The sequence below is a fragment of the Marinospirillum alkaliphilum DSM 21637 genome, from assembly GCF_900119735.1.
Classification (GTDB): Bacteria; Pseudomonadota; Gammaproteobacteria; order Pseudomonadales; family Halomonadaceae; genus Marinospirillum; species Marinospirillum alkaliphilum.
The window spans coordinates 128,160-153,361 of sequence record NZ_FPJW01000006.1 but is presented as its reverse complement, the minus strand read 5'-3'; the positions used below and the strand labels follow the sequence as shown (position 1 = coordinate 153,361).

Sequence of the window (25,202 nt, the reverse complement as noted above, 5' to 3'; positions counted from 1 at the left end):
AGAGATGAATTGTGGCTTCCAATAATCAATTCTGGCTCGATCTGGAGCAGGCAACACCCGGCACCCAGCGCAGCCTTGAAGAAGTGCTGGATCAACTGGCCTTTAATGAGCAGGGCCTGATCACTGCAGTGGCCCAGCAAGTCGACACAGGGGAAGTGTTGATGCTGGCCTGGATGAACCGTGAATCACTGCTGGTGACGCTGCAGGAAGGCCGGGCCTGTTACTGGTCACGTTCCCGCAACCGTTTATGGCGCAAGGGAGAAAGTTCCGGTCAGGTGCAGTGGTTAAAGGGCATTCGTGTGGATTGTGACGGGGATGCCTTGTTGCTGCTGGTGGATCAACAAGGCCCGGCTTGCCATACCGGACGGCGCAGCTGCTTCTATTTTGATCTGAATGGCGAACGGCTGGAGGTGCTGAATGCACCGGATGTAGATCCCGCCAGCCTCTATGGTCAGTCCTGATGTGGCTGCAACGCCCCTCCACCCTGCGTGACTGGCTGATGCTGCCGATCAGGTTGGTCAGTGGCTTGCTGAAGCGGCTGCTGATCGGTCTGGTGCGTTTTTATCAGCTGTTCATCAGCCCCCTTAAACCACCCAGTTGCCGCTTTTATCCCACCTGCTCCAGTTATGCCATTGAAGCCCTGAAGGTCCACGGGCCCATCAAGGGACTGTGGCTGACGGTTAAACGAGTCGGTAAATGCCATCCGCTGCATCCGGGTGGTGTGGATCTGGTGCCACCGGGAAAACACCAGTCGCCGTCATCGCCATCCTGCAGCTCGACCGACTGCAAACATTGAATCAGTGCTCCGTGCTGTTCACAGCAGCTCAAAAGCACCCAGCGGGTAAGTCTGTCCATTGATCAGTAATTCCACCCGGTGTGTGCCCGGGTAATGGCGTCGGGTGGTCATTTCCGCCAGTGAAATGCGTTTGCTCAGTGGCAGGCTGGCTCCAGCATCCAGTGTCAGGGTTTTCAACTTGAATACCTTGGGTGCAGTGCTGCCATTGGCCTTGACATAGTGCACACAGAAATCGACCAGCAGTTCCTGAGCCTGCGGGGTTGGATTGTGCAGCACCAGACTCAGGTTGACACACGGGGGAGGCACCTTGTCACCCATCTGAACCTGCTCCGGTGTCAGACGTGCCGCTTCTACTTTAATGCTTGGTGCTTCGCCGTAACCCAATAATGCCAGGGCTTGTGGATGCCCCTGCTTCACCAGTGAGCGCAAGGCATGACGAATGATCCAGCGACGCGCTTCGGAAGCCCTTGCAGACCAGCGCGCCACACAGTCCAGCAACACATCCGGGTGGTCCTTGCCGATATCATTGAGGTTGTTGGCCACTGAACGACGCACATATAGCTCAGGGTCATCTTTCAGTTTTTCCAGCAAAGCCAGCACCGGCTGAGGGTCTTTCTGAAAGGATTTCAGGCGTGGGGCCCAGGGCAGACGAGGGCGAGTGCCTTCAGAGACCAGTCGCCGAACGTGATGGTCGTTATCTTCAGCCCACTGGTGTAAGCGTTCCAGGGTTGCTTCGGGATAACGCTCCAGGAAGGGACGAATGCTGAACTCAGCAGTGAAACGCTGAGTCAGCTGGTATTGGGCCTGCATGGAAGCTTCAAAATGATCCAGCCCGTAATGAGCCAGATAAAAACTGTGTGGCAGGTATAAAAAGGGCGCCATGCTGTTACCCTGATCCCTTTCCAGACGCGGCCCCATGGAAGCCACCAGCCACTGAATGGCCTGTTCCTGATCGGATGGCAGAAAACGATGCAGCACTTTCGCCAGATGGCGGCCACGATCCATCAAGGCCAGCTGGTCATAACCTTCCAACGCAGCTTCAATAAAACCCTCACAGTCAAACTGCGAGTCCACACCAGACAACTGAGCAGCAATCTGGCGAGGGATTTCAGCACCATAACGGTTGATCAGCGGTTCAGCCATCAGGGGTGTTCCTATTGCGCCGCTTGTGCAACGGCAAAAATCCGCTCCAGCATGGCATGCAGGCCATTGCTGCGGGTTGGGCTCAGGTGTTTGTCCAGTCCCAGCGCCTTCAGAAATTCCGGTGGAGTGGCCAGAATTTCCTCAGCAGTGCGATTACTGTAAATACGCAGCAGCAAGGCAATCAGACCGGAAACAATGGCGGCATCACTGATGGCGTCAAAGTGAATCACCCCCTGATCTTTCACCTCAGGGCGAATCCACACCTGGGATTGGCAACCTTCAATTTTGTATTCAGCGGTTTTCCACTCATCAGGATAAGCAGGCAGGGCTTTCCCCAGATCAATGATGTACTGATAACGATCCATCCAGTTATCAAAAAATTCAAACTCTTCCAGCAGGTTTTGTTGGGCTTCTTGTGCTGACACGCCATTTTCTCCGGCTTGTTTAACAGGATTTAATTCCGGGGGGCACGCTGAACCTCCAGTCGCTCGCTGGATGCAATGCGTATGCGTTGACCGTCACGGGTGACAAAAGCATTTTCCTGCAGGTCTTTTTTCAGCACCTGATAAGCCGTTTCACTACCGGTCATCGGATTGATCACCCGAACCTCCAGCAGCGTATGACGCTCACGCCAATCGAGCAGCATCCAGACACCACTGCCCAGTGACATGACCAACAAGACACCCATTGTCAGGCGTTTGATGGGGGGGCGAGGTGAGCGACTGATCCGGGGGTTTTGGGTTGCTGTGCCTGAGGCGGGTTTACCTTGTTCCAGCAGTTGACTTTTCTGGTGGCGCCAAACCAGATAAACAAGGCCACACACCAGTGCCGTCAGTAAGATTTTTCCGAGCATGCCATCTCCGGCTGTGTATTACCGTTTCACAGTCGAGTTTAACAGATAATCGCCTGCTCTCCACGGATCTTGCCCAACCGCTCCAGTGCAGCAGCACCCCGTATCCGCTCTCCTGCCACCTCACGGCCTGGGATCTCCAGGTGTTTCAACAGCATCACCTCTTCAATTTCACCATGGTGGTCCACCGCAGTGACCTGAACCAATAAACCAGAGCTGTACACCAGTTGGCAGCCAACGGGGCGCAGGCCAAAATAACGGATAAACACCTTGAGCTGTTCCAGATCGAACCATTCTGTGTGGCGATAAATCCATTTAAAGGCCTCTCGCCAGCTCATGGGCGGATCGTTGTAACCCTGAACCAGGCAATCCAGCACCTTCACCAGGCTCATCAAGCGAGCCAAAGCATCCAGGCGGTCGGCTTTTAAACCCCGCGGATAACCTGAACCATCCAGGCGCTCACTGGCATTAACCATCAGTGACTCACCAATTCGGGGAGGAATCCATTTCAGCGCCGAAGCAGCCCGGAATAGCTGAATCTGATTCTGCTTTAACAGCCTCAAGGCTTCTGTTGATTGTTTAAGCGGGTTAAAACAAGGCTGGTTACTGATGAAAAGTTTGCCCAGATCATGCAACAGCAGACAAACCATCACCGGCAACTCCATGCCACGGGAAATACCAATTCGGGGAACCAGCGGGAACATCAGGCAAGCCACACGCAGGCTATGTAAAAGAATCGGGTTAATGCCGCCATGACAGGCTTGCAGGGCCAGCAGCATTTTAGCCGGACGATTTTCCAGCTCATCAATCAACTCCAGCGCCAACTCGCGTAAGCGCGCAGCATCCAGCTTGCCGTTCATCACCAACAACAATACCTGTAAGGCCAGACGATCAGCCATGGATCGGACACGCAGCTCATAACCTTCATCAATCGCAGGGTACAGACTTTTGCGAGCCCCCTGAGCGGTTTTGCGTGGGCCTTTGCGGTCACTCGTTTCCGGACGCTGAAACAGGTTGGATGGATAACGAGACATCCGACCGACGTTGCTTAAGCGTGCCACTTCACGTTCAGTTTCCAGCGTATAGTGGAACATGCGTTTCTGCTCATCCTGGTCCGCATGCACAAAGTGACAACCCAGCAGTGCATGTTGAAAGGCCTCTTGTGGCTGCAGATAGGACATTTCAATCTGGCGTAGAACCTTCTCACCACTGGGGAATTCAAGCGTCACTTGCAAAGGGGCTTTAGCTGGCTGCAAAAGTTTCAAGGCCAACTGAGGATTCAGAGCGATACGGCAACCGCCGGCAGACAAGTCTTCCAGATGACCCCGCAAGGTTAAATCATCTGCCTTGATGCGGGCAGCAATATGCACCCGATTTTCCAGATAAACACGAAAAAACTCACGGTGAAAAACCTTGCTCAGCACTTTTGGCATCGCCAACAGCAGATTGATCTGCTCACTGCCGGGTTCGGTGCGGATGACCTCCAGTGGGTCACTTTCGTACAGCAGGTTGCGATGCTTTAAAAACAGACGAAACTGATGCCAGCGAGCCAGAAAGCTCATCTGTTGTTCGTCACCCCGTAACTGCACATGCAGGCAGTTCTGCTCTCGATCCAGTTGCAGGTGAGTGATGGGCCAGGGTTCATCGGCAACACTGCGGTCATCCTGCATCAAGGGTTGCAGCTTTAAACCACTCTGATGGCTGGCTGCTTCCAGCACACGACGCAGGTGGGTGCCACTGAGTTTGTCGTGATCCATTTGATTCCCTCGGCTGGCCAGGTTTCTTTTTATAAGGCTTCTGCTGAGCAGTTTAATGCAAAATTCATTCTTCCGCCTGATCCGCCCAGGGAGCCTGCCAGTCTTGCTTGCTGTTCTGTTCCTGCCACGCCTGATCTTCTTCGTGCAGATAAATGCGCGTGGTGCTGAGGCTGGCATGGCGGGCATTACGAGCCAGAAAACGCAGTTCGACACCGGCATCTGCCTGATGGGTGATGGAGGTATGACGAAACCAGTGGGTACTGGTTTTTTCCAGTCGCCGGGCAATCTCGGGGTTGCTGGTTGCAAAGGCACGACTGGCCTCATCCGTCAGGTCTTTCATGGTGCGATAGATCATGTTGGCCGAGATGCCACGCTGTCCGGACAAATCCCTGATCAGCGGGCTGAAATCCTCAGGGTCGGGCAGGGGCTCAAGCTGCAGAAAGCTGCGGTAGCGTTTTAAAGCAGCAATCAGGGCTTCACTGACGGGAATTTCCGCATATTTTTTGCCCTTGCCTTCCACCGCCCACCACCAGTGGCCACGCCGCTGAAAAAAATCATTCATGCGCGCCTGCGCCACTTCGTGGACCCGGGGGGCCAGCAGGTATAAAAAGGCCAGCAGCAACCGCCAGCGCTCCAGTTGTTTCAGTCGTTTGGGGTCATCGGCCTGTTGATGTTGCAGATAGTCCACCAACGCATCCCAGGTTTCCTGATCCAGATGCCTTTCGCGGACTCGTCGTCCATCCTGCCGGTTATCTTTCTGACGCACCAGTGCCAGTGGGTTACCTGCCAGGTAACCGGCGGCATGCAGGTATTGAAACAACCCCTTGAGAATGCGCAGTGCATGCTGCTGACTGGCTTGGCTCAATCTACCCTGAAAAGGCCGCCATTCTGCACTGTGGCGCGGCGCCCGACCATGCCCACACCAGCGTACGGCCGGTTGCGGGTCGGCCAGAAAAGCCTGATAGGCGGCCAGATCCTGACGATTCAGACTGGAAAAAGCCTTGCCTTGTTCCAGCCAGCACCACAGCAGCAAACGCTCTGCTTCCTTGCGATAAGTCCGAAAGGTCTGAGGTTGCAACTGGTATTCCAATAACCAGGACTGTACGGCTTCCAGGTCGTTGGCAGCATCTATCTGGCAGATCTGGGTGGCAGGAGGACGGTTTTCCCCAAAACGGCCACTCAGCTCATCCGGCAGCTCACCAATACGCTCCAGCGGGGCCATTGCCAGCGCAAAGCCACCCTGGGCAAGAGTGCGACGATCCCTGCGGCTTACTGATATGGGTGATGGCTGTTTCACAGTGCTGAGTCCTGGTTAGGCTGGGAGAGTTGCGCTGGCTGATGGAGATTCTATACCTGTCTGTACCTGAAAGCGGTCAGCCTGATTTTGATCTTATCTGTAATCTGAGGCCTTTTCCAGTATTCATGATAATTATGGTTATCATGAATATACGCTCTATTTCGTATCATATTTTACATTTAACGTAATACGTAATATTATCCTCAAAAACACGCTGACCTGCCCCAGAGTATTCATGGCGGCAAAAATCAGCAAAAAGGCAGCAAAACGATCACTCAAGCATTACGCCTAACACACAAGCAAAACGCAGCCGAATCCGTAAAGAGGACTGCCCCATGGCCAGAAACGGTGTTCAATATCAGGAAGTGGTTCAGGTCATTCAGACGCTACTGCGCCAGGGCGAGAATCCAACGGTGCAACGCATTCGGGAAATGCTGGGAACCGGCAGTTTCACCACCCTCAGTGAACACCTGCGCCAGTGGCGGGATGAACAGCGCAACGCCAGCCCCATGCAACAGGAAGCAGCCAGCATTCCACCAGTCTTGCAACAACTGGTGCAGGAACTCTGGCAAGCTGCCTGTACGGAGGCCGATCAACGCTTACAGCAGCATCGCGAGCAGGTTGATCATGAAATCCATCAGGCGCTGACGGAAAAACATGCCGCGATGGAGTTGGTGCAACGCCATGAGGAGGCTCGACTGTTACTGGATCGGCAAAATATGGAGCTGATGCAGGAAATCAAACGCCAGACGGCCGAAGTCAGCCGCCATAAGGCACTGCTGGAACAGCGTGAATCACAGCTGCAAACACTGGAAACCAGAACTGCTGAACAACTCCTGCAGCTTGAAACCAGGCTACAGGCAGCGGAAAGCCAACTGGTTGAACAACAACTTCAGGCGAAACAGCAACAACAAAAGCTGGCTGATCAATTGCTGGCTCAGGAACAGCATCACCGTCAGGCGATGGAGCACGAACAACAGCGTAATGAAGAGAATCAACTGCGCTGGATCAGAGAGGTGGATCTGGCCCGGCAGGAAGCACGTACCAGCCGTGAGCATCTGGAGCAGGCACAACAGCAGCAACAGCAGGAAAAACAACGCCTGCAGTCAGAGCTGGATGCTACACACAAATCCATGCAACAGTTGCAACTGGAATTACAGGGGCATCAGGTACGGCAACAGGAACAGCAACGGCAGCTGGAGCGCATGGAGCAACAACAGCAGCAGCTCAGAGAACAGGCGCAGACAACCGAAGCTCAACTGCGCCTGGAGATTGAACAGAAACAACAGCAACTGGAAGCGTTGCAGGACGCCATTCGACAGAAAGATCAGCAACAGCGCCCTGCCCCTTTGATTTTATTGTAATCCTTTTTATTGTGGTCCAGCGGCTACATCAGTCAACGATCCGGGCGAATCACCATCACTGAAACGTGTGCCCGTTCCACCACTCGGGCCGCCACAGAGCCCAGAAAGAAGCGCTCCACGGCCTTGGGGTCGTGACTGGGAATCACGATCAGATCAGCCTTGATGCGCTTGGCTTCCTTCAGGATCTCCTTGTGTGGCGTACCTTCCACCGCACGCAGTTTCACCTCAAGTGCATCGGGAATGAAGGGCTCCACCAGTTCCTGCAGTTTCTGATAAATGCTTTCCAGCAGTTTTTTCAGGTCCTGTTTCGGGAAGTAGCTGGCAACAATGGGTGAACCAAACCCCGGCAATACCGTCAGCACATGAAGCTGGGCCTGATGCATCTGAGCCAGCTCCACCGCAGCACGTATGGCTTTTTCTGACTGCTTGCCGTCAGATATGTCAACTGGCAGCAGAATGTGCTTAAACATGCTTCACCTCACTTGCATCAGCTGCTCTGGCCGCAGCCAGCCGACGCCTTTGTAACCAGGCAATCAATGCCAGCAGGAATAAGGGTGGAATCATCATCCACTCCTTGGCTGGCCGATCCAGCGCCAGTTCTGCTCCACTGATGCGCCAACCAAAATCGATACCCAGGGCTTCAGCCGGGGAGCCAAAGGCCACCATATCCACCTCCACCTCATCACCCTCGATGAGCAGCATCAAACCGGCATCCTCCAGGCGCGACAGGCCATCACCCGCCGTTTTGAGTGGCAACATCACCAGCTTGCTGACATCCCGCCCATCCAGGCTTTCACCTTCAACCCAGATACGCAGGGATTCACCCCTGGGTGTCTGTTCTGCCGCTTCAACCAACTGGGCTGCCGGTAGATGTTCGTAGGGCGGATAAATCATGTCCCACCAGTAGCCGGGCCGGAACAGCGTAAAGGCAATCAGCAGCAGCGCCAGGGTTTCCCATAAACGGTTTTTGGTCAGCCACCAGTGCTGGGTCGCTGCAGCAAACACCAGCATGGCCACCACAGCACCAAACACCACGGTGAAAAAGTGGAACAGGTTATTGATGTCGATTAACAACAGGTTGGTGTTGAAAATAAACATGAACGGCAGAATGGCGGTGCGTATGTCGTAGGTGAAACCCTGTACACCGGTACGAATCGGATCCGCCTTGGCGACCGCAGCCGCGGCAAAAGCGGCCAGACCCACCGGTGGCGTGTCATCCGCCAGAATGCCGAAATAGAACACAAACAGATGCACGGCAATCAAAGGCACCAGCAGACCGTTCTGGGCGCCCAGCTCAACAATCACCGGTGCCATCAAGGTGGATACCACGATGTAATTGGCGGTGGTCGGTAGCCCCATTCCCAGAATCAGGCTGATCATGGCTGTGAAAATCAGGATCAGCATCAGGTTGCCACCAGAGATGAACTCCACAAAATCAGTCATCACCAGCCCGATGCCGGTCAGGGTCACGGTGCCAACCACTATGCCTGCAGCAGCAGTCGCCACACCAATGCCAATCATGTTGCGGGCACCATTGATCAGGCCGTGATACAGGTCGGCAAAACCTTCCCTGGCACTGTTCAGGTAATCATGCTGCTGACGGAAAAAGCTTTTCAGCGGGCGCTGGGTCACCACAATAAAAATCATGAAGATGGTGGCCCAGAAGGCAGCCACACCGGGTGAAAAACGCTCCACCGCCAGACACCAGACCAGCACCACCACTGGCAACAGGAAATACAGCCCGGACTTGATGGTCGGACCGACTTCGGGCAGCTCCACCACTGGCGCATTGGGGTCATCCATATGCAACTCTGGAAAGCGGCAACCATAGGCCACCAGCGCAATATAGGCCAAGGTGGTCAACAGCAGCACCAGCGGCATGGCCCATTCACCAAACACCAGCTTCATCCAGCCAATGCCGTAATAAACCAGCAGGGTAAGAATGCACAGCCCCAGAATGGTGCCGACAAAGCTGGTCAGTGATTGCGCCAGCGTGGGTGTATAACGGCGCGGCAGGCCCAGCATATTGGCCTTGCAGGCCTCCAGATGCACGATGTAAATCAGCGCAATGTAGGAAATCAGTGCGGGCAGAATGGCGTGTTTGATGACATCCAGATAAGGAATACCCACGTATTCCACCATCAGAAAGGCTGCTGCACCCATGATCGGGGGTGTCAGTTGCCCGTTGGTGGAAGAAGCCACCTCCACTGCCCCGGCCTTGCTGGCCGGAAAACCAACCCGCTTCATCAGCGGAATGGTAAACGTACCCGTAGTGACCACGTTGGCGATGGATGAACCGGAAATGATACCGGACATGCCGGATGCCACTACAGCGGCCTTGGCAGGACCACCACGCATGTGACCCAGCAGTGAAAAGGCCACTTTGATGAAATAGTTACCCGCGCCCGCCCGCTCCAGCAAAGCACCAAACAGCACAAACAGGAAAACAAAACTGGCCGAAACACCGATGGCGACACCAAACACCCCTTCCGAGGTCAGCCACTGATGCGACAGCAATCGCTCCAGGCTGGCTCCGCGGTGTGAGATAACCTCCGGGAAATAAGGCCCGAAGTAGGTGTAGGTTAAAAATACTGCGGCCACAATCATCAGTGGTGGCCCTAACGCCCTGCGCGTGGCTTCCAGCAACAACACCATACCCATGCCAGCAAACACCAGATCGGTGGTATTCGGAATGCCGGGGCGTGTTGCCAGGGCTTCATAGGCATAAACCAGATACATGGCGGAGGCGGCACCAGCAATGGCAAACAGCCAGTCATGCCAGGGAATGCGCTGCTGAGGAGATCGCTTGAATGCCGGATAAACCAGGAACGCCAGAAAAATTGCAAAAGCCAGGTGGGTTGGCCGGGCGAAAGATGAACTGATCAGGGAAAAAGGAGAGGCATACCAGAGCTGATACAGCGACCAGCAAAGTGCAACCATCAAAATAATTTTACCGCCCAGCCCCGCTGGCAGCCGGGAGCCACTTTCTGATTGCACCAGTTTTGCTGCCTCGTCATCTTTTGCCGAGTCATCAATACTGATGCGTTTGCCCGGATTTTTTTCGGTCATACACCTTTCCCCTTATTAAAACTGAAGTCGTCGGGCTTGGTACCGACAGATTTTCAGCCTTGCTTGTCTGGCCTGATGTAACTCAAACAAGCCGAACGCCCGAAAAGGATCGCCCTTCGGCCATTCTTTTTTTGTTGGAATAAAAAAGCCAGCTAATCAGAATTGAGTAGCTGGCATGCTTCACCTTGCTGCGGGGTTCAGGCTGCCCTTATTTCAGCAGACCTGCCTCACGATAGTACCTTTCAGCGCCTGGGTGGAGGGGTGCAGAAAGGCCTGATCCCACCATGTCTTCCTTGGTTAAACCTGCAAATGCGGGGTGCAGGCGGGTGAAGGTGTCAAAGTTTTCAAAGACTGCGCGAACCAGCTGGTAAACCTGCTCATCTGGCGTTTTGGCAGTGGTGACCAGCGTGGCAGCAACACCGAAGGTATGGGTATCGTTGGGATTGCCGGTGTATTCACCACCCGGGATCACCGCACGACGGTAGTAGGGATACTTTTTCAGCAGCTCATCAACATAGTCGCCACGCACATTCACAAAACGACTGTCACAGCTGCTGGTGGCTTCTTTAATGGCACCACTGGGGTGACCCACCACGTAAATCATGGCGTCAATGCGATTATCACACAGGGCGCTGGACATCTCTGCAGCGCGCAGATCGGCCGCCAGCGAGAAAATGCCCATGTTCTGGCCACGAATTTCCAGCAATTGCTCTACGGTAGCACGCTGACCTGAACCAGGGTTGCCCACGTTGACCCGCTTGCCACGCAACTGGTCAAACTCGGTGGCACGGGCATCAGCACGAGCAACAACGGTGAAGGCCTCAGGGTGCAGCGAAAATACAGCTCGAAGATCCGTGTAAGCACCGGCATCAGCAAACTGGGCTACACCATTAAAGGCGTTGTACTGCACATCGGATTGCACCACACCAAAATCCAGCTCACCAGCTCGAATGGTGTTGACGTTGTAGGCAGAACCACCAGTGCTTTCAACCGAGCAGCGAATGCCATGCTGGCTACGATCACGGTTAACCAAACGGCAGATGGCACCACCGGTCGGATAATAAACACCTGTCACACCACCGGTGCCGATGGTGATGAAGCTCTGGTTCGGATTCGCCAGAGCGCCAGTGCTAAATGCGGTCAGACTCAGTCCTGCGGTGACAACAGCTGTTGCCAGTGTTTTTTTCAGCATTGACATGCCTTTATTCTCCCAAGCAGTTTCTTGTTTGTCTGGTCAGACTTTTTTAAATCTAGCAGTTGTGACGCTTCTGTCAAACCTTTATGTACCCTTCGTGCAGCCAACAACTTGATTCGCTGTTACTTGTAGAAGGCGTTTTCCTTAACACTGTGGTCGGTCACATCACGTATACCTTTCAGCTGCGGCAGGCGTTCCAACAGGGTCTTTTCAACACCATCCTTCAGTGTCAGGTCAACGGCTGAACAGCCCTGACAGCCACCACCAAACTGCAGAATGGCAATCTGATCTTCAGTGATTTCAATCAGTTTGATCTCACCACCATGGGCAGCCAGACCAGGGTTGATGTCGCTGTACAGGATGTAGTTGATCTGGTCAGCCAGAGGGCTGTCTTTGCTGACTTTGGGCATCTTGGCATTGGGTGCCTTGATGGTCAGCTGACCACCCATGCGGTCCGGATTGAAGTCCACTACGGCTTCTTCCAGGAATGGCAGGCTGTTTTTTTCCAGATACACACGAATTTTTTCCAGCTCTACCAGCTCGTCGGTGGCTTCTTCTTCACCGGGACGGCTGTAGGCCAGACAGGTTTCAGCGTAAGGCGTACCGGGTTGGGTGATAAACACCCGCACCGACATGCCCTCAACATTCTGTTTGGCCAGCAGTTCGGCCAGGTAGTTTTCGGCTGATTCGGTAATCTGAAGTGGTTTGCTGATCACTTCAGCTTCACTGGCTTCACTCATTGCTTTTTCTTCCCCAGAGGAAAACGTTTAGGTATGGCAACATCTTATGCTAAATCAGTAAACAAGGACAATACCCTAGCTTTTTGATCAGTCTTTTTATCTGACCAGCTCCACGGCTTTTTGTTACAATGCGCCGAACTTTGCAACCAGATTCGGAAACCCCAGATGAAAGCCCCTGCTGCTGCCACTCAGGCGCGCCTTGAAGCCCTGAAAAATGCCCTGAAACAACGCCTTGTCATTCTTGATGGTGGTATGGGCACCCTGATCCAGAAAGAGAAACTTCAGGAAGCCGATTATCGGGGAGAGCGTTTTGCTGACTGGCCCAGTGATGTCAAGGGCAACAACGACCTGCTGGTATTAAGCCAGCCGGATCTGATTCGCCGCCTGCACGGTGAATACCTGGCCGCCGGTGCGGACATCATTGAAACCAATACCTTTAACTCCACCCAGCTGTCCCAGGCCGACTATGACATGCAGGCACTGGCGGCAGAGCTGAATGAAGCGGGTGCCCGAGTGGCCCGTGAAGCGGCTGATCAGTATTCCACACCGGAACGCCCCCGTTATGTTGCCGGGGTACTGGGTCCAACCAGTCGCACTGCCTCCATTTCACCCGATGTGAATGATCCAGGTTACCGGAATGTCACCTTTGATCTGCTGGTGGAAAACTACATTGAAGCCACCGAAGCACTGATTCGGGGTGGCTGTGACCTGATTCTGATCGAAACCATTTTTGATACCCTGAATGCCAAGGCTGCGGTGTTTGCTGTACAGGAAGTGTTTGAACGTCAGGGTTATGAGCTGCCGATCATGATTTCCGGCACCATCACCGATGCTTCCGGGCGCACCCTGTCCGGCCAGACCACGGAAGCCTTCTGGAACAGTCTGCGTCATGCCCGCCCCCTCTCCATCGGCCTGAACTGTGCCCTGGGTGCTGAAGACCTGCGTCCTTATGTTGAGGAGCTGTCACGCATTGCGGACACCTATGTATCAGCCCACCCCAATGCGGGTCTGCCCAATGCCTTTGGTGAGTACGATCAGACGCCGGAAGAAATGGCCGCCATTCTGGTGGAATTTGCCCAGTCTGGCCTGATGAACATCATTGGTGGCTGTTGTGGCTCCACTCCGGCCCACATCAAGGCCATTGCTGAAGCGGTGGCCCGTATCCCACCGCGACAGATCCCTGAAATTGCGCCTGCCTGTCGTTTATCGGGTCTGGAACCCTTCAACATCACCGCTGACTCACTGTTTGTGAACGTCGGCGAGCGCACCAATGTCACCGGTTCCGCACGCTTCAAAAAGCTGATTGTGGCCGAGGATTACACCACCGCGCTGGAAGTGGCACTGGAACAGGTGGAAAACGGTGCGCAGGTGATCGACATCAACATGGATGAAGGCATGCTGGATTCTCAAGCCGCCATGGTGCGTTTCCTGAACCTGATTGCCGGTGAACCGGACATTGCCCGGGTGCCGATCATGCTGGACTCGTCCAAATGGCCGATTCTGGAAGCCGGTCTGAAGTGTGTGCAGGGCAAACCGATTGTTAACTCCATTTCGATGAAAGAAGGCGAGGAAGCCTTCCGTCAGCAGGCTCGCCTGTGCAAGCGTTATGGCGCCGCCATCATTGTGATGGCTTTTGATGAAAGTGGGCAGGCCGACACCTTTGAGCGCAAGATTGAAATCTGTGAACGTGCTTACCGGCTGCTGGTGGATGAAATCGGCTTCCCTGCGGAAGACATCATTTTTGACCCGAACATTTTTGCCGTGGCCACCGGTATAGAAGAACACAACAACTATGGCGTGGACTTCATTCAGGCCACCGAATGGATTCACAAGAACCTGCCTCACGCGCTGATCTCCGGCGGTGTATCCAACGTATCCTTCTCCTTCCGGGGTAACAATCCGGTGCGTGAAGCCATTCACTCAGTGTTCCTCTACCATGCCATCAAGGTGGGCATGAGCATGGGCATCGTGAATGCCGGCCAGCTGGCACTTTATGATGACCTGCCTGCCGAGTTGCGTGATGCCGTGGAAGACGTGGTGCTGAACCGGCGCCCGGATGCTACCGAGCGGTTGCTGGATATTGCTGAAAAATACCGCGGTGATGGTGCCAGTGCCGAGAAAAAAGAAGATCTGGAATGGCGCAAACTGCCGGTCAATGAGCGCATTGCCCACGCGCTGGTGAAAGGCATCACCGCCTACATTGATGTGGATATTGAAGAAGCCCGCCAGGCGGCCGAGCGCCCGATTCATGTGATTGAAGGGCCGCTGATGGATGGCATGAACATCGTCGGCGACCTGTTTGGCGAAGGCAAGATGTTCTTGCCACAGGTGGTGAAATCTGCTCGCGTCATGAAACAGGCGGTGGCCATCCTGATCCCTTATATCGAGGCGGAAAAATCCGGCGAGGTACAAACCAAGGGCAAAATCCTGATGGCCACCGTCAAGGGTGATGTTCACGACATCGGCAAAAACATTGTCGGTGTGGTGCTGCAGTGTAACAACTATGAAGTGGTGGATCTGGGAGTGATGGTGCCTGCAGACAAGATTCTGCAAAAGGCACGTGAGGAAAGGGTCGACATCATTGGCCTGTCCGGTTTGATCACCCCGTCACTGGATGAAATGGTGCATGTTGCCAAAGAAATGCAGCGTCAGGGCTTTAAAATCCCGCTGATGATTGGTGGTGCCACCACTTCCAAAGCCCACACGGCTGTGAAAATTGATCCCCACTATGATGAAGCGGTGGTTTATGTCAGTGATGCCTCCCGCGCCGTGGGTGTTGCCAGTAACCTCTTGTCTGAAACCTTAAAAGCCCCCTTCATGGAAAAAATCCGTGAAGAATATGACGCGGTACGCGATCGCCAGAGTAAACGCACCCTGAAGGCTGCTGAATGTGATTATGCCGAGGCTCGCCGTCGTAAACTGCAGCTGGACTTCAGCGCACAACCCCCGGTACCACCTCGGATCACCGGTGTTCAGGCTTTTGATGATTATTCACTGGAAGAACTGGTCGAGCGCATTGACTGGACCCCTTTTTTCATCAGCTGGAATTTGGTGGGCAAATACCCGGCCATTTTTGAAGATCAGGTGGTGGGTGAAGAAGCCAAAAAGCTGTTTGCTGATGCTCAGCAAATGCTGAGCGAACTGATCGAAGGCAAAAAAATCAAGGCACGTGGCGTGATTGGCCTGTGGCCTGCCAACTCGCTGGATGATGTCATCGAAGTTTACAGCGATGAAACCCGTCAGCAGGTGGTGCAACGCCTGACCCATTTACGCCAGCAAACACCGGACAAGGACGGTCATTGCAAGTCCCTGGCCGACTTTGTGGCGCCCAAAGACTCAGGCATTGCCGACTGGATCGGCGGTTTTGCCGTCACCGCAGGCATAGGTGCAGAAGAGCTGGCCAAGGAATACGAGGCTCAGCACGATGATTATCGCGCCATCATGGTCAAGGCGCTGGCGGATCGTCTGGCAGAAGCCTTTGCTGAACGCATGCATGAGCGGGTGCGTAAGGAGTTCTGGGGGTATGCTGCTGACGAACAACTGGATAACAATGCCTTGATCAAGGAAGCCTATCAGGGTATTCGCCCTGCCCCGGGTTATCCGTCCTGCCCGGACCATACCGAAAAAGGCCTGTTGTTCAAATTGCTGAATGCCACAGAACACACCGGGCTGATCCTGACCGAAAGTTATGCCATGTACCCCACCGCAGCAGTATCCGGCTGGTATTTTGCGCATCCGGCCAGCAAGTATTTTAATCTGGGCAAAATCACCCGAGACCAGGTGATCAGTGCAGCAAACCACAAGGGCATGTCACTCGAGGAGCTGGAACGCTGGCTGATGCCGGTTCTGGGTTACGATCCGGATCAGGATCAGTAATCCTTCATGGATCAGGCACCCTCGATGCAAAAAGAGCGCACCCGCCGTATTCTGGCACTGGCTTTGCCGATCATGGGCGGCATGTTAAGCCAGAGCCTGTTGAATCTGGTGGATGCGGCGCTGGTCGGCAGTCTGGGGGAAACGGTGCTGGCCGGGGTGGGCGTGGGTGGTTACGCGATATTTATGCTGACCGCCCTGATCATGGGTCTATCTTCCGGGGTGCAAGCTCAGGTTGCACGCCGTCATGGTGCCAGAGAGTACTCGGTACGTGCCTTGCCACTGAATGCTGCCATTCTGCTGGCATTGCTGGTGACACTGCCACTGACATTGATTGGCTGGCTGGAAGCCGGCTGGATTGTTGCCTGGATCAATCAGACGCCTGAAGTACAGGCCGTTGCCAGTGATTATTTCCAGTGGCGGGTATTGGCACTGCTGCCCGTTGCCCTGACCCTGTGTTTCAGGGGTTATTGGCACGGCATTCATGAATCAGGCATTTACCTGCGCATCATCTTGTTCACCCATGGGTTGAATATTCTGTTGAGCATCTGGCTGATCCACGGTGGCCTGGGTGTTCCACCGCTGGGCGCTGTTGGTGCCGCACTGGGCACCAGCCTTTCCGTTACTGCCGGCGCACTGGTGTGGGGCTGGCTGACCTGGCAGCGTGCCTGTCCGAGTGGTTTTCTGTTCAAGGTTCCAACCTTTAATCTGTTATGGCGCACCCTGCGCCTTGCCATTCCCAATTCGGTTCAGCAGTTTTTATTTGCCGTCAGCTACGCCATCCTTTTCTGGTTTCTGGGACAAATCAGCACCTCCAGTGTGGCGGTAGGCCATGTGCTGGTGCACCTGTCCCTGCTACTGATTCTGCCAGGCGTAGGCCTGGGTATGGCAGCCATGACACTGGTCGGTCACAGCCTCGGGGAAGAGCAAAAGGAAGAAGCCCATCGCTGGGGCTGGGAAGTGATGCGGCTGGCCTCATTGCTACTGGCAGTTCTGGGCTTGCCGATGCTGCTGTTCCCTGAAGCCATTCTGGGTATTTTCCTGCATGATACCCACTTGATCGAATTAGGCAGAATTCCTTTGATGCTCACGGGCATCATGATCACCCTGGATGCTGCTGCTATCGTGTTTAATCAGGCATTACAGGGCGCCGGTGCGCAGCGACTGGTGATGCAACTGAGCCTGTCCATGCAGTGGCTGTTTTTCTTGCCCATGGCCTGGCTTGCGGGCATTCATTTAGGTTATGGCCTACTGGGCATCTGGTGCGCACAACTGGCTTACCGGGTGATCAACTCAGGTTTGTTTATCTGGATCTGGCAGCAACGTCGCTGGCAGCGATTACAAGTTTAAAAAGGCAATTACCTAAAGGAGACCTCCGGATCATGCCGGATTCAAGAAACACTGCCGAAAGTGCTAACGAGGCATTGGATAAAATCATTCAGGGCTTTCGACGCTTTCGAAACGATGTTTTCCCTCAGCAGCAGGCTTTTTTTGAAGAATTGGCGCAGGAACAAAATCCTCGCGCCATGTTTATTACCTGCTCCGACTCTCGTGTTGTTCCCGAACTGATTACTCAGAGTGAACCCGGCGACCTGTTTGTTACCCGTAATGTCGGTAACATCGTACCGCCTTACGGCCAGATGCTGGGTGGTGTATCCACTGCCATCGAATACGCTGTGATGGCCCTGGGTGTGAAACACATCATTGTGTGCGGACACTCTGACTGTGGCGCCATGAAGGCCGTCATGAACCCTGAAAAAGTTGAGCACATGCCAACCGTCAAGGCCTGGTTACGCCATGCTGAAGTAGCCAGAACGGTGGTGGAGCACAATTGTTGTGGTGGCCATGATGCACTGAGCGTACTGACCGAAGAAAATGTGGTGGCACAACTGGATCACCTGCGCACCCACCCTTCCGTGGCATCCAGACTGGCCAGTGGCCAACTGTTTATTCACGGCTGGATCTACAATGTGGGTACCAGCCAAATCCTTGCGTATGACGCTGCTCAGGGTAAATTTCGTCCGGTGGATGAAGAACCCTGGCCGATGGCCACACCTCGCGCACGTTATACGCCAGAGCAGCCTTGAAATGCTTATGATCAACCCTTGCGCTTGCTGATACCGCCCTGAAATTGATCTCACAATACTCATTTACTCGATAATAAAAAAACCTGCCCATTGGCAGGTTTTTTTAGCGCTATAAGCAAGGGTTTCTGGGTCAGCGATAGGTAGGAATCTGCTGAATACCCTGAAAAACCTCGCGCTCTTCGGTGAGGTCACGCTCCATCAGTAGAATTTCCACACGGCGGTTACGTGCACGTCCCTCGGGCGTGGCATTGGTAGCCAGCGGACGGGCATCCCCATTACCCACCACATAGAGGTACTCTTCATTCAAGTCACTCATCCAGGTCAACTCATGTGCCACCGAAATGGCGCGAGCGGTGGAAAGCTCCCAGTTGGACCGAAAACGCTCAGTATGAATGGGAATGTTATCGGTATGACCACCAACAATCACATACATCTCAAACTCGGAGATCAGGTCGCCTACCCGCTGAATGATCGGAACCATTTGTGGTTCCAGCCAATCACTGGCTGATCCAAAGGCTGAATCATCTGGAAAGCGGATAATGATGTGATCTTCATCTTGCTCAACAATGATCAGTCCGCGCTCGATCTCATCCACAAAGTTGGTCTGCAGTCGATTGCCCAGGGCATCCAACTGGTTTTCCATCCCAGTGTTTTCAGTGGTCGGCGGTTCAGGCTTGATTGGAGCAATGATGTTTTCAGTTCGAGGTGGATTGTCCACGGGTATCAGATTCAGCGGGTTCATCATCTGAAAGCCGAAAGAGTTCTGCAATGCCATGGAAATAGCACGGAAACGCTCCACTTCCATGGTTGAAAAAGAAAGGATCAACACAAAGAACACCAGCAGCAGTGTCATCATGTCGGCAAAAGTGATCATGTATGTAGGAACCGGGGTTCCCTTGATCTCTTTTTTCTTCTTTTGCGGCAAGGCATTTTTGGTCATGACAGCAGTGTTTCTCCTTCAGCCAGACAACCTCTCAGGTTGGTCTGCTTTACTCGATTTCTTCCGTCATGTTTACGGCACCACGCTGGTATTCCGGCAAATAGGTTTCCAGCAGCTCATCCAGTACCTGCGGGTTCATACCGTTATAAATACCCATGACCGAATCAACGATCAGTGCCATGTTGTTTCGCAGCTCATCCCCTTTCATTTCCAGCTTGTCAGCCAGAGGGATAAAAACCAGCTGCGCCATCAGTGAACCATAAAAAGTGGTCAGCAGTGCAATCGCCATACCCGGACCCAATTTAGTCGGGTCATCCAGGTTATTCAGCATCGCGACCAGACCCACCAGTGTACCGATCATGCCAAAAGCGGGTGACAAATCACCAAAGGCACGGAATACCCTTTCACCAATCGATTTACGCTCAATGGTCAGAAGCATTTCCTTTTGCAGTACTTCCTGAATAAATTCGGGGGCGCTACCGTCTACACACATCTGTACGCCCTTCTGGAAAAACGGGTTATCGATGGGTTCATCTTCCAGACCCAGCAGGCCGTTACGACGGGCAATGCGAGAGAGGCGGTTGGCCAAGGCAATAATTTCGCGCGGGTTGTCATTACGTTCAAAAAAGGCTGTGGCAAATCCTTCTTTTATTCCAACCAGATAGCTCTGCACCCGAAACTTGATCAAGGCTGCAGAAAAGGTTCCGCCCATGACCAGTAGAATACCGGGGAGGTTGAAGAACAGTCCAAGATCCGCACTGGTGATAATTGCCAGTATGATCAGGGTGAACCCCAGCACCAGGCCCAGCAGCGTAGCAAGATCCATATTGCGATCCTTAAGTGAAAACGGCAGTTAAACGCGCATACCCCTGACAACCCGTCAGGCGCAGATAGTGACTATGATAGCAGCCCTGAAGCGTTTGAACAGTATTGCACGCCAGGCTTTTGTAGCCAGACCACTATTTAAACGGTAAAAAAAACGCTCCACCGTGAATTTTTGTAACATCATGCACATTTTATGGCTTGTTCGTAAGGCAATCACTTTTGCGACCCGCACAGAATTGATGTAGAGTCAGGTCTTTATAAGCATCTGATAATGAAAACAGTGACTTTCTGTTTTTATAAGAAGCTGCAGTTAAAACCACTGCCACTTTGCTTTGACAAGGAGAGAACCCATGCTGAAAAAGACCCTAGCTGTTGCAACCCTGGCCCTGCTGGGTACCACAAGCGTCCAGGCCGATCTGTTCAAGCCTGAAGATGCCATTAAATATCGTCAAGCCATTTACCAGGTATTCAGTGCACAAAGCAGTGTATTAGGCGGCATGGTACGTGGTGATATTCCCTTTGATGCGGAAGAAGTACACAAACGCGCTACCAATATTGCCAAGGTTGCCCCCATGCTGGGTGAAACCTACTTCCCGGCAACCCGTGGTGTGACGGGTAGCAGATTACAAGATCGCGCCTGGAACAACATGAGTGACTTCCAGGCCAAAGGGCAAGCCTTTGGTAAAGCCCTGGGAGAACTGGTAGAAGCCTCTGGCCAGCCTGACTTTGATCAAGCCAAGGCACGCCAGACCATTGGTGCCCTGGTACAAAGCTGCCGCAGCTGCCACGATGATTACCGTGCACGCTGATTTACAAATCTAGCAGCCAGTAAAAGGCCGCCCCTTCAACAAGGGCGGCCTTTTTTATCACTCAAGAATCTGCACTTCTCACACCCAGTGAAAAATCACCAGCACTACCAGTAAAGCTGCCACAACAGCCAGAGCAAAACGCAGCCAGGGAAATGCCTGCATCGTATCAACACTCAACTCATCTTCCGGCTGACGAGTCGTTTTTTTGCTGCCGGTGAACATGGCCTTGACCAACCCTTCGCCTCTCAACCGATAAACCAAAATTGCGACCAGATGCAAGCCAATCAGCACCAGTAACCAGTCAAAAAAGTTGTGGTGCCAACGCGACATCCAAGCCGATGTTGAGCGGGAAACAGTGTCATAAAGCGGCCCTGAGAAAAAAATATCATCTGTAGTAAACAGGCCGGTGACCAACTGAAAGCTGACAGCACCCAACAACACCAGCACCATCAGACCACCCAGAGGGTTATGGCTCAGGTAAAGCGGTTTATCGGATGAGAAAAAATTTTGCACATAAACCAGCAGGCGTTCTGGTCCCCGCAGAAAATGGCTGAAGCGTGCATAAGGGGTACCGATAAAACCCCAGATCACACGATAAACCAACAACCCTGTTAACACCTGTCCAAACAGAAAGTGATGCTCAAGATTACCGTTGCGCTGAGAAAACCAGAGCAAAAAAATGAGCAAAGGCAAGGACCAGTGAAATACCCTTATCGACCAGTCCCAGACTTTGATATTCTGGGCAGGTACCTGCGCTGTCATGGAATCAATCCTCCTGATTCAGTTGCAAAAAGTCTTATAAACCACTTTACACCAGGAGATCAGCAAGATGAACCGTGATCTTGCCGCAATGCGAAGAAATTACGCTCAAGACGGCCTTACAGAAGACAAGGCCGGCAGCTGTCCTTTTGCACTTTTCACTCACTGGCTGGCTGAAGCCGTGCAAACTGAAAATCTGGACCCCAATGCCATGACATTGGCAACTCAAGGAAAAGATGGCCAACCACGTGCACGTATTCTGTTATTAAAGGGGTTTTCAAAAGAAAAGGGCTGGGTGTTTTATACCAACTACGAAAGTGACAAGGGCCAGGAACTGGCTGAAAATCCGCGCTGCAGCCTGTTATTCTGGTGGGAAATGCTGGAGCGCCAGGTTCGGATTGAAGGCCGTGTTGAAAAGCTGTCAGATGATGAGTCTGATGCCTATTACACCAGTCGTCCGCGTGACAGCCAACTGGGTGCCTGGGTATCAGAACAGAGTCAGATCATCAGTGGCCGCGAAGTGTTAAGTGAACGCCAGGCCATTCTGGAAGAACAATATCGTGAGTTTGATACCCTGCCTCGCCCACCCCACTGGGGTGGATACAGGGTCATCCCTACCCTGGTCGAGTTCTGGCAGGGCCAGCCCAGCCGCTTGCATGACCGCATTCGTTTCCGACTGGAAGGTGGCGAGTGGATCAGGGAGCGCCTGTCGCCCTGATCCAATACCCAGGAAACCAAACTAAAAGAACCTCTGATTAACGTGATGAGCGCAGGCAAGGCAAGGCGAAATTGATTGAAAAAGCGCAGTTTACACGGAGTAAATGAGCAGTTTGAGATCAATTTCAACGCAGCATGGTCAAGCGTAATAGTTAATCAGAGGGTTCTTAATCCACCGGGTTGGCCAGACGATGCCGCTGCCACTCGGTGGTGGGTTCATTCAGCGGCAGCACCGCATCGATCACCTGCTCATCCAGGTTGTAGGTGCACTGAAAACCCAGATGCTTCATCAGGCCTCGCATCGGGTGGTTCTCCACCATGATTTTTCCGACCATTTCCAGTGTTCCAACACTGCGTGAATAGCTGATCAGTTTATTCATCAGCAACGAACCCAGCCCCAGCCCCTGCAGATCATCACGGATGATCACCGAAAATTCGGTGCGAATATTATCCGGATCAGTCCAGACACGTGACACACCCAGAATCTCCTTGCTGCCATCCTCCAGTGTCTGTTCAGCAATAAACGCCATCTGGCGGTCATAATTGATCTGGGTCAGCAGTGACAGGTCACGCTTGGTCAGGTCTGCCTTGTTATGAAAATAACGGAAACGTATGCTTTCTTCCGACAAACGACTATGGAAGCGCAGCAGTGCCACAGCATCCTCACCCCGAATAGGGCGCACCTCCACTTCCCGACCATCCTTGAGTGCCACCTTTTTCCGCAGATCTTCCGGGTAAGGCATGATGGCATGATAAGCCGGATCACCCAGATCACACTGCACATCAATGGCAAACATTTCACGTCGATTCAGTAACAGTGGATTGATTTCCAGGCCGCGAATCAAAGGGATGTCTGAACAAAGCTGGGAGAGTTTCACCAGCAGCACACCAATACGCTCCAGATCCTGCTCAGGATGATTGCTGTGCTCCTGGATCAAACGACCGGCATGACTGCGTTTCACCAGATCCTGCGCCAGGGTCATGTTCAGTGGTGGCAGGGCAATCTGCCGATCCAGCAGGATATTGACCTTGTAACCACCAATACCGAACAAAATCACCGGGCCGAATACCGGATCACGGGTAATGCCAAGGTTCAGCTGCATGGAGTGTTTGCCGCGCTGCATGGGCTGCAGCACAAAAGAATGCACCGGGCTGTGCGGAAACTTTTCCTGCACTTTTGCCAGCAGTTTTTCTGCACCCAGACGCACATCCTCCGGTGTTTCCAGGTCATGTAACAACCCGGCAGAGACCTTGTGCGGGTGCTTGCGGTACACAAACGGACAGGAGTTGGTGGCATGATTGATTTTTAAAGCCTTGCTGCCTTCAATCTGTTTTGCCAGCAAACCGGCCTGTTCCGGTGTTTTCGGGTAAAAGGTCGGTGCCATGTCAATGGCATAGGCTTTCAGCAACTGCGCTGTTTCTTCATGACTCAGATGCAGACGCCCTTCCGCCACCACTGATTCAACCAACTGCCTCACCTGGTTGCGTGCTTCCTGAGAGGTTTCAAACGGCAGCGTGGGTGGCGTTTCCTGCAGCAACAACTGGTTGCGCTGATAATTCACCAGGTGCATAAAGGCTTGCACTGCTTTTTCCGGTGACAGGTAGGTGGGTATTCCAGCCAGATTGAACTCATGACGGGCTGGAAAGGCATGATCCAGCCCCATCCAACTGGTCAGCAGATTACGTTTGTAGCTTTTTTTATTGGCAATCACCGCCAGTGCGGTGGCTTCACTGGGTGCCAGTCGAGTGGGTGCATGCACCACCAATACTGCATCCACTTCCGGGTCTTCAGAAACGATCTGGATGGCATCAACAAACTGCTGGGGTGTCGCACCACCACCGATATCCAGCGGATTGATGCGATGCTCATCACTGGGCAACCAGGCGCGCAACCGCTCGCGGGTTGCTTCCGTCAGGGGGGCCAACTGCCCGCCCTGGTGTATCAACCTATCCACGGCCAGCATGCTCGGACCAAGCCCATTGCTGACAATGGCCAGCTTGTCCCCTCTTACCGGACGCATGCGGGTCAGGGTTTCCAAGGCATCAAACAACTCTTCACTGTTATGCACCCTGACCATACCCGCACGGGAGAAGGCTGCATCATACACAGGGTCGCGGTTGATCAAACCGGGGGTATAAAGATCCGGGTCGCCCTGAGCTTCCGCGGTGCGACCTGATTTAATCGCCAGCACCAACTTGTTGCGCGAAGCTTCACGCACTGCGGTCATGAAGTGACGGGAATCCGGCACATTTTCCAGGTGCAACAAAATCGCCTGGGCATTGGAAAAACGGTTGATGTAATCAATGACATCCGCCAGGCGCACGTCAACACTGTCGCCCAGGGTAATCAGATGGGAAAAACCTATGCCGCGCCCGTTGGCCCAGTCAATGATGGCATTGCCCAGCATGCCGGATTGACCGATATAAGCCACCTTGCCAGGCTTGATGTTCTGTGGTGCATAACTGGCATTCAGCTTGCGGGAGGGTACCAGAATCCCCATGCACTCAGGCCCCATGACCCGTATGCCCGAGCTCTGGGCGGCTTCCAGCAGTCGCACCTTGTAATTGGTTCTGCGGTGCCCCTGGCCGGAAGTCAGCACCAATGCTGCCTTGACACCAAAGCGGCCCAGCTCGGCCACCACATCGGGAGCAACATCGGCCGGTGTACAGACCACGGCCAGATCAGGTACCTCCGGTAAATCACGTACATGAGCATAACATTCACAGCCATGCACACGGATGTAACCCTTAGGGTTCACGACCCATACGCGGCCCGGAAAAGCAGCGTCCAACAGGTTAACCACCACCTGCCCACCCAGGCTGAAGTTTTTTTCCGAGGCACCAATCACTGCCAGGGTACGTGGCTCAAAAAAATAACGCAGAAACCTTGTGCTCACCTTGTTTCTCCAGCCCATCCAGATTCTTCGACCATTGCCCAGTATCCCCCAAAGCGAAACAAGATTAAACTGAATAACAAAAAG

General features: G+C 53.4%; 21 protein-coding genes. 8 read left to right on the top strand and 13 right to left on the bottom strand.

Annotated features, from left to right (window positions below):
* Nucleotides 1-11 precede the first annotated feature (11 nt).
* Nucleotides 12-461, top strand: coding sequence for a phosphoribosyl-AMP cyclohydrolase (gene hisI, locus BT114_RS09560; protein ID WP_072326230.1), 450 nt, complete (start codon nucleotides 12-14; stop codon nucleotides 459-461).
* Nucleotides 461-796: a membrane protein insertion efficiency factor YidD gene (gene yidD / locus BT114_RS09555; RefSeq protein WP_084662106.1), complete on the top strand. Its 336-nt coding sequence runs from the start codon at nucleotides 461-463 to the stop codon at nucleotides 794-796. Before hisI ends, yidD begins: the two co-directional genes overlap by 1 nt.
* Before the next feature lie 18 nt (nucleotides 797-814).
* On the opposite strand, the gene BT114_RS09550 is transcribed toward yidD, so the two are convergent.
* The 5 genes from BT114_RS09550 to BT114_RS09530 form a co-directional block, all read right to left on the bottom strand.
* Nucleotides 815-1,939 carry a DNA alkylation repair protein gene (locus tag BT114_RS09550; RefSeq protein ID WP_072326229.1) on the bottom strand — a complete coding sequence of 375 codons (1,125 nt, stop codon included), beginning with the start codon at nucleotides 1,937-1,939 and terminating at the stop codon, nucleotides 815-817.
* Between the two features lie 11 nt (nucleotides 1,940-1,950).
* Complete coding sequence (locus tag BT114_RS09545; protein ID WP_072326228.1) at nucleotides 1,951-2,364, bottom strand: SufE family protein; 414 nt, start codon at nucleotides 2,362-2,364, stop codon at nucleotides 1,951-1,953.
* Between the two features lie 29 nt (nucleotides 2,365-2,393).
* Nucleotides 2,394-2,792 (bottom strand): hypothetical protein, encoded by a 399-nt coding sequence (locus BT114_RS09540; RefSeq protein ID WP_072326227.1) that lies wholly within the window; start codon nucleotides 2,790-2,792, stop codon nucleotides 2,394-2,396.
* 38 nt (nucleotides 2,793-2,830) lie between these two features.
* The gene (locus tag BT114_RS09535) at nucleotides 2,831-4,546 is read right to left on the bottom strand and encodes an HD domain-containing phosphohydrolase (protein WP_072326226.1); all 1,716 of its coding nucleotides are present in this window, start codon (nucleotides 4,544-4,546) and stop codon (nucleotides 2,831-2,833) included.
* Between the two features lie 64 nt (nucleotides 4,547-4,610).
* Nucleotides 4,611-5,843 (bottom strand): tyrosine-type recombinase/integrase, encoded by a 1,233-nt coding sequence (locus BT114_RS09530; RefSeq protein ID WP_218163489.1) that lies wholly within the window; start codon nucleotides 5,841-5,843, stop codon nucleotides 4,611-4,613.
* Between the two features lie 335 nt (nucleotides 5,844-6,178).
* Here BT114_RS09530 and BT114_RS09525 point away from each other — a divergent pair, with 335 nt between their 5' ends.
* Nucleotides 6,179-7,207, top strand: a complete 1,029-nt coding sequence (locus tag BT114_RS09525) for a DNA-binding protein (RefSeq protein ID WP_072326225.1) — start codon at nucleotides 6,179-6,181, stop codon at nucleotides 7,205-7,207.
* Between the two features lie 32 nt (nucleotides 7,208-7,239).
* Here BT114_RS09525 and BT114_RS09520 read toward each other — a convergent pair whose 3' ends face one another.
* The 4 genes from BT114_RS09520 to nfuA form a co-directional block, all read right to left on the bottom strand.
* Nucleotides 7,240-7,677, bottom strand: coding sequence for a universal stress protein (locus BT114_RS09520; RefSeq protein ID WP_072326224.1), 438 nt, complete (start codon nucleotides 7,675-7,677; stop codon nucleotides 7,240-7,242).
* Nucleotides 7,670-10,276 carry a TRAP transporter permease gene (locus BT114_RS09515; RefSeq protein ID WP_084662102.1) on the bottom strand — a complete coding sequence of 869 codons (2,607 nt, stop codon included), beginning with the start codon at nucleotides 10,274-10,276 and terminating at the stop codon, nucleotides 7,670-7,672. The genes BT114_RS09520 and BT114_RS09515 overlap by 8 nt, the downstream gene beginning before the upstream one ends.
* A 208-nt stretch (nucleotides 10,277-10,484) precedes the next feature.
* Nucleotides 10,485-11,474: a TAXI family TRAP transporter solute-binding subunit gene (locus BT114_RS09510; protein ID WP_072326223.1), complete on the bottom strand. Its 990-nt coding sequence runs from the start codon at nucleotides 11,472-11,474 to the stop codon at nucleotides 10,485-10,487.
* Between the two features lie 119 nt (nucleotides 11,475-11,593).
* Nucleotides 11,594-12,211 carry a Fe-S biogenesis protein NfuA gene (gene nfuA, locus BT114_RS09505; protein WP_072326222.1) on the bottom strand — a complete coding sequence of 206 codons (618 nt, stop codon included), beginning with the start codon at nucleotides 12,209-12,211 and terminating at the stop codon, nucleotides 11,594-11,596.
* 165 nt (nucleotides 12,212-12,376) lie between these two features.
* On the opposite strand from nfuA, the gene metH reads away from it, so the two are divergent.
* From metH to BT114_RS09490, 3 genes are read left to right on the top strand one after another with little or no spacing between them, the layout of a single operon-like run.
* Nucleotides 12,377-16,087 (top strand): methionine synthase, encoded by a 3,711-nt coding sequence (gene metH, locus BT114_RS09500; protein ID WP_072326221.1) that lies wholly within the window; start codon nucleotides 12,377-12,379, stop codon nucleotides 16,085-16,087.
* Between the two features lie 6 nt (nucleotides 16,088-16,093).
* Entirely contained in the window at nucleotides 16,094-17,434 is a 1,341-nt protein-coding gene (locus BT114_RS09495; protein WP_245770420.1) for an MATE family efflux transporter, read from the top strand.
* 32 nt (nucleotides 17,435-17,466) lie between these two features.
* Nucleotides 17,467-18,171: a carbonic anhydrase gene (locus BT114_RS09490; RefSeq protein WP_072326220.1), complete on the top strand. Its 705-nt coding sequence runs from the start codon at nucleotides 17,467-17,469 to the stop codon at nucleotides 18,169-18,171.
* Between the two features lie 130 nt (nucleotides 18,172-18,301).
* Here BT114_RS09490 and BT114_RS09485 read toward each other — a convergent pair whose 3' ends face one another.
* Both BT114_RS09485 and BT114_RS09480 read right to left on the bottom strand, forming a co-directional pair.
* Nucleotides 18,302-19,111, bottom strand: a complete 810-nt coding sequence (locus BT114_RS09485) for a flagellar motor protein MotB (protein ID WP_072326219.1) — start codon at nucleotides 19,109-19,111, stop codon at nucleotides 18,302-18,304.
* Between the two features lie 49 nt (nucleotides 19,112-19,160).
* Nucleotides 19,161-19,937, bottom strand: coding sequence for a MotA/TolQ/ExbB proton channel family protein (locus tag BT114_RS09480; RefSeq protein ID WP_072326218.1), 777 nt, complete (start codon nucleotides 19,935-19,937; stop codon nucleotides 19,161-19,163).
* A 349-nt stretch (nucleotides 19,938-20,286) separates the two neighbouring features.
* Here BT114_RS09480 and BT114_RS09475 point away from each other — a divergent pair, with 349 nt between their 5' ends.
* On the top strand, nucleotides 20,287-20,745 hold the full coding sequence (locus BT114_RS09475; RefSeq protein ID WP_072326217.1) for a c-type cytochrome: 459 nt from the start codon (nucleotides 20,287-20,289) through the stop codon (nucleotides 20,743-20,745).
* 78 nt (nucleotides 20,746-20,823) lie between these two features.
* On the opposite strand, the gene BT114_RS09470 is transcribed toward BT114_RS09475, so the two are convergent.
* Nucleotides 20,824-21,507 carry a cytochrome b/b6 domain-containing protein gene (locus tag BT114_RS09470; RefSeq protein WP_072326216.1) on the bottom strand — a complete coding sequence of 228 codons (684 nt, stop codon included), beginning with the start codon at nucleotides 21,505-21,507 and terminating at the stop codon, nucleotides 20,824-20,826.
* A gap of 67 nt (nucleotides 21,508-21,574) precedes the next feature.
* On the opposite strand from BT114_RS09470, the gene pdxH reads away from it, so the two are divergent.
* Nucleotides 21,575-22,222 (top strand): pyridoxamine 5'-phosphate oxidase, encoded by a 648-nt coding sequence (gene pdxH / locus BT114_RS09465; RefSeq protein WP_072326215.1) that lies wholly within the window; start codon nucleotides 21,575-21,577, stop codon nucleotides 22,220-22,222.
* Nucleotides 22,223-22,388: 166 nt separating this feature from the next.
* Here pdxH and BT114_RS09460 read toward each other — a convergent pair whose 3' ends face one another.
* Nucleotides 22,389-25,118, bottom strand: a complete 2,730-nt coding sequence (locus BT114_RS09460) for a bifunctional acetate--CoA ligase family protein/GNAT family N-acetyltransferase (RefSeq protein ID WP_072326214.1) — start codon at nucleotides 25,116-25,118, stop codon at nucleotides 22,389-22,391.
* Nucleotides 25,119-25,202: the final 84 nt, after the last annotated feature.